The sequence below is a fragment of the Lysobacter oculi genome (assembly GCF_003293695.1).
In the GTDB taxonomy this organism is placed as follows: Bacteria; Pseudomonadota; Gammaproteobacteria; order Xanthomonadales; family Xanthomonadaceae; genus Solilutibacter; species Solilutibacter oculi.
In genome coordinates, this window is record NZ_CP029556.1 from 1,512,845 (window position 1) to 1,525,181 (window position 12,337).

Sequence of the window (12,337 nt, forward strand, 5' to 3'; positions counted from 1 at the left end):
CTTCGCGGGTTGAGGGTTGGAACGGAACTAGAAAACGAAGGCGTCGTCGCGGGATTCCGCAGGCGGAACGGGTGAACCGGGCTTCGGTGTTTCCATGCCGCCCAGGCGAATGGCGACGGGCGGCTCGCCGGCGGCAGGGGTCTGCCGGGTAATCAGCGAAGCCGCATCCGATGTGGGTGATGGGCTCTGACCCGACGCAGGTTGGCCCCTTCGCTCGACCAGACCCTGTACCGGTTCTGCACCCGGCCGCGCTTCATCAACACTGGTGGTGTCCGTGCGCATCGCGGGCACAGGTCTGGACGGCCGGTTGACGATGACCGGGATGGCGAGCGCGGGACGCTTCGAACCCTGCTGGGCCAGCATCGAACGCTGGACCTTCTGCACGTAGCCGTGCCGATATCCGGTGGTGAAGTTGCCGGAGTAATAGCAACTGAAAGCCTTGCCCCAGTCGCCCCCGGCACGCGCATGGCATTCGCGGAGGATGCGCGAACCGGCCAGCAGGTTGATGCACGGCGTGAATGCCGCGCTGAAGCCCGGCACACCGAACTTCGGCAGGTTGTAGCGATTGACCTGGGCAAGACCGAGCGAAAAATTGATGCCGCGTGCTTCGAGCATCTCGGCGGTGGCCACGGCTTCGGCCAGGGTGCGTGGCTGCCGGGCCAGCCTTCCGCCCACCACGCCGATGGCATAGGGGTTGTAAGAAGACTCGACCTTGACGACGTGATGCATCACCGAGGCAGGCACCTCGACACGACATCCCATCAATTCCATTCCCGGAAGCATTCCCTTGTTCCTTCCATGTCCCCGCGCGAAATCATTTCGCGTGGTCGATTAATCCACGGCTGCGAAGAGGCAGCCATCGGAAAACCACTCGCCGCCCTGCCCTACGCTTCGGGCGCGCGCTCAGGCATGAACTCGATGCCGGAGATGAAACGTTGCCCGGCATGCGCCTTGATGTGCACGACGATGTCGATGGTCAGCATCAACAAGCGCTTGATGGTCGCGAATTCCAGCCCCGCGCCTTCGGGCGACGCCTTCACCATCAACGCCAGCTGATCCCAGGTCTGCGCGGTGCTGCCCGCATGGCAACTGGTGATCGAACCCGGATGCCCCGACGCGCAGTTGCGGATGAAATAGAACGCCTCGTCGCCGCGCAGTTCGGCCAGCACGATGCGGTCCGGTTTCATGCGCAGACAGGCTTCCATGCACGACTTGGCGGTGATGTTGCTGCTGCTCTGCCCGCCTTTCGAATACAGCAGGTGCACCACGTTGGGCTGGGGAATGAACAGCTCGCGCGCGTCCTCGATGGTGACCAGCCGCTCGTCGCCCGGGATGTGGTCGACCAGCGCCTTCATGAAGGTGGTCTTGCCGCTGCCCGTCGCACCGGACACCACGATGTTCTTGCGATACGCCACCGCCTGCCTGAAGAAGCCGGCGTAATCGCGCTCGGTACGCAGCGCGGCCAGATGCGCATCGTGTTCGCTCAAATGCCCGCTGGATTCGATGATGCGCGAGAAGAAGCCATCCTCCTCGTACTGGCGCAAAGTGCGCGAGTGCCGCGAAGGCAGGCGGATGGTGATCGAGACCTTGCCCGGATCGCAGGCCGGCGGGATGACGAACTGGGCGCGCTGGCCGGTCGGGAATGTCAGCGACACCATCGGGTCCGCATCGGTGATGCGTTGCCCGGTATTGCTTTCGTTGACGATCGCGGTGCAGAACTGGCGGGCACGCTCAAAGGTCAGCGTAGGCACCCCGACACGCGCCCACCCTTCACGTGTTTCCAGATAGATCTCGCCGGGCCGGTTGATGCAGATTTCGGTGACCCGCTCCGACCCGAGGAAGTCATGGATACCGAGCACCCGGTACTGGTAGTCGAGGAATTCGTTCGAGATCCGCGCGACCGGCGAGGCATCCTCGTCCACCGTGACGGCTCAGCGCCCGCGCAGGACGTCGCTGAAGTCGACATCCTGCGCCACGTACACATTGACCACGCTGCCCTGGTTCAGCGTCACCGTCGGCCGGCGGTTCGCGCTTTCCTGCAAGGCCTGCTGCGCCAGCTGCTGCACCGTCTGCGCGGTATTGCTCTGGAACGGCTGCGACATCACCACGCCCGATGACGGATAGACTGCGGTGGAATCCGGGCCATATTTTTCGCCGGCGTATTTGAAGAGGTCGCTGACCAGGCTGATCAGGAGCGCCGAGCTGATGCGGCTCCCCCAATGCGCGTCATAGCTGCCCGGATGGCCCGCGCCGCCGAGATTGTCGATGCCGGGGCTGGCCATCGTCACATCGAGACCGGTCGGCGTCACCGCGCGATCCCAGGCCACCGCGACGCGTCCGCGCGACACCTGCCCGCTGCCGTACTGCCCCAGCAGGCGCGTGCCCTTGGGCAGCAGCAGCTGGCGGCCGTTCACCGAATACACCGGCTCGCTGACGACGCAGGAGGTGTAGCCGGCGACGTCGGTGATGATCCGTGTCTCCAGCACGCAGCGCAGATAGGTGCCGCGCAGCATCAGCGTGTCCGGGTTGTACAGCCGCCGCGCACTGGACTTCGGGGCCGTCGTGGTGGCCAACGCGGGTGCCGCTGTGCTTTCCGGTGGCGTCGCGGGCATGCCCGGCTGTTCCGGCATCGTGCCTTGTGCGATGTCGCCCATGCCCGTGCGTCGTTCGATCAGCGTCGGGATGCGCCTGGCTTCCCGTGCCGACGCCGCCTCCGGTTCGACATCGTCATTGAACTGCCGCGGTGGCGAGGGAGGAAGCGGCGGCAGTGGCGGGCCTTCCTGGCTGAGTTCGATCGGCTCGGCGGATTCGCTCGGCGCGACGGGCAAAGCCGGTGTTGCGTCCGGCAGCTCAGGCGTGGTCACCGTTTCCGCCGGGCCCTGCTTCGACGCCTTGACCTCGCGGTTCGACAACGAATGCATGAACCAGAACGCCATCGACAGCAGCAGCCCGATGATGCCGAACAGGAACAGCAAAGCCTTGCGGTTGAACTGCCGGACTTCGTTGACGGTCAGCGTGGGCGCGGCGGCATCCAGGTCGATGCCGGTCTCCGCTTCGGCCCTGTGCAGATAGGGATTTGCGGACACGGGCGCATCGGCGCTGGCGGGCGCGTCATCGGGCGGGTTGTGGCCGGGCCGGCCATGGTCAGGCGGATAGTGGCCGCTCATTTCGCACCTCCACGGCGCAGGCCAATGACGTTTCCGCCCTGCCGCATCAACAGATAGGGATAGACCCCGTGCACCACGATCGTGTTGCCCTGCACGGTGGTGTTGAGCGTGAATTCCTCCGAGCGTTCGCGTTCGCGCGCATAGACGGCGGGAAAGTTGCCGGTGGGTTGCCCGCGCATGTCGCCCAGCTCGATGTAGGTGAAGCGGCCATCGTCATAGACATGGACCGGGATCAGCCAGGCGGCGCGCGAGCGCGTGGCGTATTCGTAATCGAAGTGATAGCCACGCCCCGGCTGGAGGCCTTGCCCCGCCTCCGCCGGCTTGTCCTTCGCGGCCTGGGTGAAGCGGGTATCGCCCGGGTACTGGAACACCACCTTGTAGTTCACGCCCGACGCCTTGGCCTGGTCCAGTTCCCGCCAGTCACTCGCCACCACCTTCAACTCGAAGATGTAGGCATGGGTCTCGGTCCGCACCACCATGTTGGTGTCGGCATCCACGCTCTTGGGCCGCAGGTAGAAGACGTTGCCGCGACGGCTCACATCCCACGCACTGGTGAAGCCGAGGCTGTAGTCCTGCACGTTCTCGCTGGGGCTCAGCTCGATCATCGTGGTGAGGCCGAGCCCGGTCCGGATGGGGTAGATGCCATCGCTGACGTAGCGGTATTTCTTCATCACCTGCGCATGGGCGGCTCCCGCCTGCAGCATCAGCAAGACGGCCAAGGTGAGCAGCATCCTCATGGCTGCACCTGCGTCGTCGCGGAGGTGCCCGCATCGGCCTGGATGCCCGCCTGAGCGGCTGGCGGCTGCACCTGCCCCGGCATTCCCGGCATGGCACTCGGCGGGACAACGCCCGCAAGGGTTTCGGTTGGAATCAAAGTCGCCGCATCGTTGTCGACGCGGTAGTTCTCGACCTGGAAACGCAACGGGTTTTCCACGCTGTCGGCATCGTTCATCTGGATCGCGGGCTTGTAGGTGAATTCCATGGTGGCCAGCTTGTTGTCGAGCACCCGGGTGGCGCCGGTCGATTTTTCGAACAGGACGCGCTGGAAACGCACGGTCGCGCCCTTCGGCGGCTTGCCGGGCGATGCCCCCAGAGGCGTCACGCTGAGAATGCGGATGCGCACCGCGCTGTTCTTGCCGTACAGGGCGAGCGGACTGGCCGGGTTGGATGCGCTGCGCTCGGCGCGCACCTGGTCGCGGACATTGGGCGCGGACATGGTGAATACGGTGCGCCAGTCGCGTTCGTTGACCACGCCGGCGTCGTAGGACTCCCGCGCGAGCACGTAATGGACGATGTTGCTGCGGTTGACCGCCTCGCTGGCGCGCATCTCGGTGAACGCGCTGCCGGTCGAAAGCCGTGCCAGCGATGCGGTGCCGGTGTAGGCATCGGCCATGATCAGATAGGGCTCGCGCTTTTGCAGATGCGGCATGAGGAAGATGAGCCCGCCGGCCATCACCAGCGTCAGCACCGACGACGCGCCCGCGACCCGCCACGCGCGCTTCTCGCTGCGCCGGGCCATGTCGGCGATCGTGGTTTCGTAATCGACCGCCCGCTTCACCGCCTTGTCGATCCGTTCGCTTGAGGTCGTGCGCTTCAGCATGGACGCTGCGCCTTTCCGGTCATCGCATGACGCGGCGCGTTCATTGCACGGCCCCAGAGGGTGGCACCGTGGCGCCCGCTGCGGGCGATACGACGATCCGGTCGCCCGCCAACGAAATCACCAGACCCTGCGTCGCGTACAGCGCGCCAAGCGCGGTCAGGGCTTCGGGCAGGTTGCCGGCATGCAGCCGGGCCACCGGCGCATGCAGTGTGTAATCGGTGTCGATGCCGTATTCCAGCGTCATCCCGCTTTCCTTCGCCCATCGCAGCAGCAATGCCTTGAGCGTGCCGTCCAGCGGCGTGGCGGCAAAGACCGTGTCCGGGCGAAGGGGAATGGCGCGGGTTTCCGCCGGAAAGCGGTTGACCGCATGCCAGTGGCCATGGAACTCCGGTGGCGGCGATGTCCGGCAAGCGCACAACATCGCCAGCAGAACGCAGATGAACAGCAACGGCGGCAACTTCACTTTCCACTCCTTGGACTGATCACGGCACGGCCATCAATGGCTGTTCGGTGTTTGGTCGGGCCGGCCCCTGCCTTCCCACCTGCCCTCGCTTGCGGCGGCGGGACAGACACGCATGTAGAGCTGGACGGCCTGGATCTCGCGCCGGGTCCAGCCACGCAACATGCTCATGGGATACGGGCAGACCTGCATCGGGTACGGGCACCAGCCGGGCGTCGGCGCCCACAGGCCGATGACCGACTTGACCGGGTTCCAGGCCCGCGGCCGCTCCTTCATGCCCGATGTGCAGAACAGGAACGGGTCGTCATCGCGCAGCAGGCGGCCATTGCCCCTGAGCTCCGAGTAGCAGCCATGCGGCATCGAGATGCCGGCACAGGGCGGCGCGGGTCGCTGCTGGGCGAATGCGCCGGCACAGGCGAGCAGCAGCAATGCGAACAGCCATGTCCTCATGTCGATGGTCATCCTTGGCCAACGAGGTCTGCGGGTAGCGCGGTCTTGACGAAGCCCGCGCCGCGAAGTGGCGGGAGAGTGCAGGACAGGCGGCATGCGTGCAAACCATCGGAACAACGAATCCCAACCCGCCCGCATGCATGCGGCTTTCAGGAAACCCCTTTGATTGCGGCGTGGCGAGCCTCCATACGGAATCCGCCCGGGTGCGGGTTGAAGATTTTCCTAGGCGGGTTTCGCCATTTCCGCAGCGACCATCCGGCATCCGCCCTAGCCGCTGGACGCATGCGTCGCCCGGCCGCGCACCCGCATCAACGCGGCGACATCAGCCCATGACATCCAGCGTCGGTACCGGGACAGCCGGCAGCAGCCGGCGGGTGAAGCGCGCATCTTCGTAATAGCGGATCTTGCCCGCCATCACCGGGTGGGTCAGCCCTTCGCACAGGATCACTTCCCTGTCGGCGGCCATGGCCTTGAGCTCCTGCGGCAGCATCAGCGCGCGTCGTTCCTCGGCCTCGCTCACGGTCACGCTGCCCTGCGCACCCTGCGAGCGGCTGCGGTTGCGCTTCCTGAGCGTGGTGTAGCCGAGCATCTGCGAATAGTCCTCGGCGTCCTGCTGCACGCGCGGCGCGTAGATCACCTGCATCGCGTGGTTGGTGATGAGGGTGCGCGCGGTTTCCTTGCCGTAGGTCGCATCGAGCTGCGACATCGACTGGATGATCGGCAGCAGCCGCAGGTTGTAGCCGGCCATGTAACCGGCGGCGCTGGCGATGATCTCGACCTTGCCGATGCTGGTGAACTCGTCCATCAGTAACAGGCACTGGTGCTTGAGGCCCGCGTTGTCCTGCGGCAGTTCGCGGGTGTTGAGGCTGACCAACTGGCTGAAGAACAGGTTCACGATCAGCCGCGCTTCGGCGAGCTTGTCGGGCTGGATGCCGATGTAGACCGTCATGCGCCTGCGGCGTACTTCGGTGAGCCAGAAGTCGTTGCCGCTGGTGGCGGCATCGAGCACCGGATTGATCCACGCGTTCAACGGTTCCTTGAAGGTGCCGATGATCGAGGCGAAGGTTTCATTTGCCTGCGACAGCAGTGACGCGAACGCGGTGCGACACGCCGAGCCGATGAACGGCCGCGCCGCCAGCGATTGCAGGTGCGCGCGCAGATCGTTTCCATCGCCAGTGGACAGCCGGTGGATGCGGCCCAGCGTCGGGAACGCCGCATGTGCTTCCGGCAGGCCGCAGGCGATCTCGTGGTCATGGTTGTCGAACAGATACAGCGCGAAGGCGAGGAAGGCATTGCGCGCCTGACCGACCCAGAATTTCTGGTCGTCCGCGCCATCTGGATACAGCATCGCCGCGATGCCCTGCAGGTCCGACACCCGGAATGCCGGATCGCGCGAGACATAACTCAGCGGATTCCAGCGATGCGTGCGCCGGTCTTCCGCGAACGGGTTGAAGAGGAAGACGTCCTGTCCCTGCGACGCACGCCAACCCGAAGTGAGGCGGAAATTCTCCTGCTTGATGTCGAGTACCACGACCGAATCGGAGTATTCGAGCAGGTTGGGGATGACGATGCCCACGCCCTTTCCCGAGCGCGTCGGCGCCGCGATGATCACGAACTGCTGGCCGGGGAAGCGCAGCAGCCGCCTGCCGTATCGCCCGACAACGATGCTCCGGCCTTCGTCCTCGTCGAACAGACCGCGCCGTGCCAGATCGCCCTTGCCGGCGAAGCGCGCATCGCCATGCAGGGCGCGTTGCGCGGGCTTCAGCGCTAGCACCAGCAGGCCGCTCCACAGCAGCAACGGCGTGCCGAAACCCAGCGCACCGGCGAGCTTGACCTTCCCCGCATAAGGCTGCATGCGCGAGGTATCGATCGCCTGCCAGTACGACCACCAGGTATCGAAGGCGAGCGGCGCACGCACGCCGATCAACATCTGCACGAACATGCCGGAGAAATACACGCCGGCCACCATCGCCACCAGCCACGCGCACAGAACAAACACGGACTTCCCTGTCTTCATGGCGATCACCTCCCTGGTCGGGCCGTCCTGGCCCTACGCCGCGGCGGATGGTGCCACGCTTCCCAACATGGAACCAGCGCCGTATCCTCGCCGCTGGCCAAGGATGTGCCACTTCCACATGGACTGGGATCTCTTCACCCTCATCCAGCAATCGCTGATCGTGCTCACGATCATCGGGCAGGCCTGGATCTCCTTCACCGTGATCCTTTCCGCGAAGGGCAGCGAGCGCTACGTGCGGCTCACCTCGTTCTGCACGGGCCTGCTGCTGTTCCTGCTGTGCCGCCCGCTGCACGTCACCTTCGCCGACCTGGTGCTGCGGATGCACCGGCTGCCCGGCAGCCTGTTCGACGCGATATTGATGGAAGGCCTGATGCCGATGCTGATCGGCATCCTGGTGTCGGAAGGCACGATCCTCGCGCTCCGGGTGCGCCATCCGGTGCCGGCGCGCTTCATGCTGACCGTCGCGGCCTTCACGCTGTCGCAGGCGGCGTATACCAACTTCGTGGTGCTGGCCACGCAGGTCACCTCGCTGGACCGCGCCTTCATCCCCAACATCTGCTACGCCATCGCGGTGGGGATGTGGATGACGTGGCGTTACCGCGACGACGCCGCTGGCTGAGGCTTCGCGTCATCGCCCATCGCGCAAAAAAGAAAGGCCACCGCGAAGGTGGCCTTTCGATGTTGCATTCGGCGATCAGGCTTCGGCCGGAATCCGCAGCACCTGGCCCGGATAGATCTTGTCCGGATCCTTGAGCATCGGCTTGTTGGCTTCGAAGATCACCGGGTACTTGTTGGCATCGCCATACATTTCCTTGGCGATCTTGGACAGCGTGTCGCCCTTCTCCACCGTGTAGGTGCGCGAGCTCCACTCGCCGGTGCCGCCCGCGCCGACAACGGCGGAGGAACCGCCGGTCACCGCGCTGAAATCGGCGCCGCTGCTGGCGACGGTCATGCGGTCATCGACCTTGTCCACGCCCTCGATGTTGCCGGCGACCAGCACGGCCTTCTCTCGGGTGGTGACGTCCTTGGCCTCGCCCTCGATGGTGGCGGTGCTGCCATCGACCTCGACCTTCAGGCCGGAGATGTCCAGGCCGTAGCTGCCGATGTGCTTGATGATCGCGTCCTCGGCACGGGCTTCGCCCGGCTTGAAGATCTTCTCGCCCGCATTCTTGATGAAATCAAACATTCCCATGGGTTTCTCCTGTGTGGGGTGCGCAGCATCTCAGGCAAAAAGTTATGCCGGGGTCAAGGCTAGCCCAGCCCGGGGCGGCCGCCTAGAGGGTGGCCTCGCGCAGGCGCTGGAGCTCGTCGCGGACCCGGGCGGCATCCTCGAACTCCAGGTCGCGCGCGTGGCGATACATCTGGTCTTCCAGCTTGATGCGCGCGGCAACTTCCTTCGGCGTCATGCTGGCGTAGTCGACGCCGGTCTCCGCCACCCGGCGTGCCCGGCCCTTGCTCTCGCGCGCTTCTTCGGCGGCATCGGCGCGGGCGCCTTCCATCACATCGTCGATGGCACGCGCGACCGATTGCGGGGTGATGCCATGTTCCAGGTTGTGTTCCACCTGCTTGGCACGGCGGCGGTCGGTTTCGTCCAGCGCACGCTGCATGGAATTGGTGATGCGGTCCGCGTAGAGGATCGCCTTGCCGCGCAGGTTGCGCGCGGCACGGCCGATGGTCTGGATGAGTGAGCCGGTAGAACGCAAGAAACCTTCCTTGTCGGCATCGAGGATCGCCACCAGCGAGACCTCGGGCATGTCCAGGCCTTCGCGCAACAGGTTGATGCCGACCAGCACGTCGAATTTGCCGAGGCGCAGGTCACGGATGATCTCGACGCGCTCCACCGTATCGATATCCGAATGCAGGTAGCGCACGCGCACGCCGTGCTCGGACAGGTAGTCGGTGAGGTTCTCGGCCATGCGCTTGGTGAGCGTGGTGACCAGCACGCGGTCGCCCATCGCGACACGTTCGTGCACTTCGGATAGCAGGTCATCCACCTGCGTGGCGACCGGGCGGATTTCCACCGGCGGATCGATCAGGCCGGTCGGGCGCACCACCAGCTCGGCGATCTGGCCTTCGCCCTTCTCCAGCTCGTACGCACCCGGCGTGGCGGACACGAAGATCGCGCGCGGCGAACGCTCTTCCCACTCCTCGAAACGCAGCGGCCGGTTGTCGAGCGCCGAAGGCAGCCGGAAACCGAAGTTCACCAGCGTCTCCTTGCGCGCACGATCGCCGCGATACATGCCGCCGATCTGCGGCACGGTGACGTGCGATTCGTCGACCACCAGCAGCGCGTCGGGTGGCAGGTAATCGAACAGCGTCGGCGGCGGCTCGCCGGGTGCACGACGCGTCATGTGCCGCGAGTAGTTCTCGATGCCGTTGCAGAACCCGACCTCAGCCATCATTTCGAGATCGAACTGCGTACGCTGCTGCAGGCGTTGCGCTTCGACCAGCTTGTTCTGCGCGTACAGCTGCTCAAGCCGCTCGGACAACTCGATCTTGATGGTGTCGATGGCGCTCAGCACGCTCTCGCGCGTGCTGGCGTAGTGCGTCTTCGGATAGACCGTATAGCGCGGGATCTTCCGCATGAGCGCGCCGGTCAACGGGTCGAACAGCGACAGCTGCTCGATCTCGCCATCGAACAGCTCGATGCGCAGCGCCTCGCTTTCCGACTCGGCGGGATGCACGTCGATCACTTCCCCACGCACGCGATAGGTACCGCGCCGCAACTCGGTGTCGTTGCGCGTGTACTGCAGGTCGGTGAGATGGCGGATGAGGTCGCGTTGCTCGATGCGCTCGCCCTTGGCCAGGATCAGGCGAAGCTTGAGGTAGTCATCCGGATCGCCCAGGCCGTAGATGGCCGACACCGTCGCCACGATGATCGCATCGCGCCGCGACAGCAGCGCCTTGGTCGCCGACAGCCGCATCTGCTCGATGTGTTCGTTGGTCGAGCTGTCCTTTTCGATGTAGGTGTCGGAGGACGGCACGTAGGCTTCGGGCTGGTAGTAGTCGTAATAGCTGACGAAATACTCGACCGCGTTGTGCGGGAAGAAGCTCTTGAACTCACCATAGAGCTGCGCCGCCAGCGTCTTGTTCGGCGCCATGATCAACGTCGGTTTCTGCACCTGCTGGATGACGTTGGCGATGGTGTAGGTCTTGCCGGAACCGGTGACACCCAGGAGCGTCTGGTGCGCGAGTCCGGCCTCGAAGCCATCGACGAGTTGCGCGATGGCCTGCGGCTGGTCGCCGGCGGGCTGGTAGGGGGAAACCAGGCGGAAGCCGGCGTCGGCATGGGTCATGGGCATTCCGGAATGATGCCAGAGGGTGGCGGAACGTCGACAAACCGGACGGTTCGTGCATCCCGAGTCCGACCCTGCGCGGTGGAGCAGGCCGATTCAGCTGCGGAAGCGCGCCCACCGAAGCTGGCTGCGGCCGATCCGGACCCCCACCATGCCGCTGCCCACGCACCCACCCTTCGGTCACCGTATCCGTGGCATGACGCTCGTCGAGCTCGTCGTGACACTGGGGGTCGCTTCGATCATCGCAGCCATCGCGATGCCGGCGTTCGGCAGTCTGCTGCAGGCGGCCAGGGTCAGGAGCGCGGTGTCCGATTTGAGCACCGACCTGGCACTCGCCCGAATCAGCGCGATCAGCCGCAATCGGAGCTATGTCCTATGCCCCAGCGATGATGGCGTCCTCTGCCGCACCGATGGGCGATGGGATGGGGGCTGGATGGGGTTCCACGGCAGGGGCAATCCGCTGATCGTGCCGGTGACCGGCCCATCAACCGTTCGACAGCGCCGGGATGACGGGATCCGCATCATTTCCGGCTCTGGGCGCTCTTATGTCCGCTACCTGCCAGACGGTCGTAACTCGGGCACCAACCTGACCATCAACGTCTGCGCCGGGGACACGCTTGCCGCCCGGGTGGTGGTGAACAATGCAGGGCGGATCAGGTCGGAAAGGCTCAAGGCCTCCACTCCCTGCCCCGGCTGATTCCCGTCCCGACGCACTTGACCGGCTGCCTGCCTCGCCCTAGCATATGCGCCCACCCCGCCCGAATAGCTCAGCCGGTTAGAGCACTTGACTGTTAATCAGGGGGTCGTTGGTTCGAGTCCAACTTCGGGCGCCAGATATATAAAAAGGCCTGCGTATCGCAGGCCGTTTTTATTTCTGCCATCGGTCAGGATCGACCACTCGACCATACACTCAAATCAGAAGCAATCGGCCACGCTGCTCGCGCTGCCGCTCTTGGTCTTGGTTCCTTTCTGGTCAATCCCAAGCGTGCCGCATTTTCCGTCGCTCTGGGCTGCCGTCGGAACGGCCTGCAAGGCATAGGTGCTTCCCGTTGCCGCGCCATTCAAGGCAATCCCGTAGTACTTGCTCGTCTCCTCTACGCAGGCAGTCGCGGGCAGAGCCGCACCGACATAAGTCATGTTGGTGGTCTGGTAGCGCTCCATGAACTGAGCCATCTCCAACATGCAACTCGCGCCCGCCGCACGACGGGACTTGATGATCCACTGCGTATAACTGGGGTAGGCAATCGAGGCGAGAATGCCCAGGATCGCCACCACGATCATCAGCTCGATCAGCGTGAAACCTGCATGGGTACGCTTATTTGATTTCATCAGAATCACCGCCTTCAT

The 12,337-nt window shown here is 64.8% G+C and carries 13 protein-coding genes and 1 tRNA gene; 3 read left to right on the forward strand and 11 right to left on the reverse strand.

From position 1 onward, the window contains the following. Window positions 1-27: 27 nt before the first annotated feature. From DCD74_RS13200 to DCD74_RS07295, 8 genes are all read right to left on the reverse strand, one after another. Window positions 28-771: a lytic transglycosylase domain-containing protein gene (locus DCD74_RS13200; protein WP_162616031.1), complete on the reverse strand. Its 744-nt coding sequence runs from the start codon at window positions 769-771 to the stop codon at window positions 28-30. A gap of 113 nt (window positions 772-884) precedes the next feature. After that, window positions 885-1,922 carry a P-type DNA transfer ATPase VirB11 gene (gene virB11 / locus DCD74_RS12790; protein ID WP_112926723.1) on the reverse strand — a complete coding sequence of 346 codons (1,038 nt, stop codon included), beginning with the start codon at window positions 1,920-1,922 and terminating at the stop codon, window positions 885-887. 9 nt (window positions 1,923-1,931) lie between these two features. Continuing rightward, a complete protein-coding gene (locus DCD74_RS12795; RefSeq protein ID WP_112926724.1) occupies window positions 1,932-3,167 on the reverse strand; it encodes a TrbI/VirB10 family protein in 1,236 nt (411 codons plus the stop codon). Continuing rightward, window positions 3,164-3,904, reverse strand: coding sequence for a TrbG/VirB9 family P-type conjugative transfer protein (locus tag DCD74_RS07275; protein WP_112926725.1), 741 nt, complete (start codon window positions 3,902-3,904; stop codon window positions 3,164-3,166). Before DCD74_RS07275 ends, DCD74_RS12795 begins: the two co-directional genes overlap by 4 nt. After that, window positions 3,901-4,767 carry a virB8 family protein gene (locus DCD74_RS07280; protein ID WP_112926726.1) on the reverse strand — a complete coding sequence of 289 codons (867 nt, stop codon included), beginning with the start codon at window positions 4,765-4,767 and terminating at the stop codon, window positions 3,901-3,903. Before DCD74_RS07280 ends, DCD74_RS07275 begins: the two co-directional genes overlap by 4 nt. Before the next feature lie 40 nt (window positions 4,768-4,807). Continuing rightward, entirely contained in the window at window positions 4,808-5,230 is a 423-nt protein-coding gene (locus tag DCD74_RS07285; protein WP_112926727.1) for a hypothetical protein, read from the reverse strand. Between the two features lie 33 nt (window positions 5,231-5,263). Further along, a complete protein-coding gene (locus DCD74_RS07290; protein WP_162615938.1) occupies window positions 5,264-5,677 on the reverse strand; it encodes a hypothetical protein in 414 nt (137 codons plus the stop codon). Between the two features lie 322 nt (window positions 5,678-5,999). Next, entirely contained in the window at window positions 6,000-7,694 is a 1,695-nt protein-coding gene (locus DCD74_RS07295) for a type IV secretory system conjugative DNA transfer family protein (protein WP_112926729.1), read from the reverse strand. Window positions 7,695-7,812: 118 nt separating this feature from the next. On the opposite strand from DCD74_RS07295, the gene DCD74_RS07300 reads away from it, so the two are divergent. Continuing rightward, on the forward strand, window positions 7,813-8,313 hold the full coding sequence (locus DCD74_RS07300) for a hypothetical protein (RefSeq protein ID WP_112926730.1): 501 nt from the start codon (window positions 7,813-7,815) through the stop codon (window positions 8,311-8,313). A gap of 75 nt (window positions 8,314-8,388) precedes the next feature. On the opposite strand, the gene lysM is transcribed toward DCD74_RS07300, so the two are convergent. After that, window positions 8,389-8,886: a peptidoglycan-binding protein LysM gene (gene lysM, locus DCD74_RS07305; protein ID WP_112926731.1), complete on the reverse strand. Its 498-nt coding sequence runs from the start codon at window positions 8,884-8,886 to the stop codon at window positions 8,389-8,391. 82 nt (window positions 8,887-8,968) lie between these two features. Next, window positions 8,969-10,990, reverse strand: coding sequence for an excinuclease ABC subunit UvrB (gene uvrB / locus DCD74_RS07310; protein WP_112927728.1), 2,022 nt, complete (start codon window positions 10,988-10,990; stop codon window positions 8,969-8,971). 151 nt (window positions 10,991-11,141) lie between these two features. Here uvrB and DCD74_RS07315 point away from each other — a divergent pair, with 151 nt between their 5' ends. Then, window positions 11,142-11,687 carry a GspH/FimT family pseudopilin gene (locus DCD74_RS07315; RefSeq protein ID WP_112927729.1) on the forward strand — a complete coding sequence of 182 codons (546 nt, stop codon included), beginning with the start codon at window positions 11,142-11,144 and terminating at the stop codon, window positions 11,685-11,687. A 59-nt stretch (window positions 11,688-11,746) separates the two neighbouring features. Then, window positions 11,747-11,823: transfer RNA gene (locus DCD74_RS07320), tRNA-Asn, on the forward strand. An 82-nt stretch (window positions 11,824-11,905) separates the two neighbouring features. Here DCD74_RS07320 and DCD74_RS07325 read toward each other — a convergent pair. Beyond that, window positions 11,906-12,337: a type IV pilin protein gene (locus tag DCD74_RS07325; protein ID WP_269467323.1), complete on the reverse strand. Its 432-nt coding sequence runs from the start codon at window positions 12,335-12,337 to the stop codon at window positions 11,906-11,908.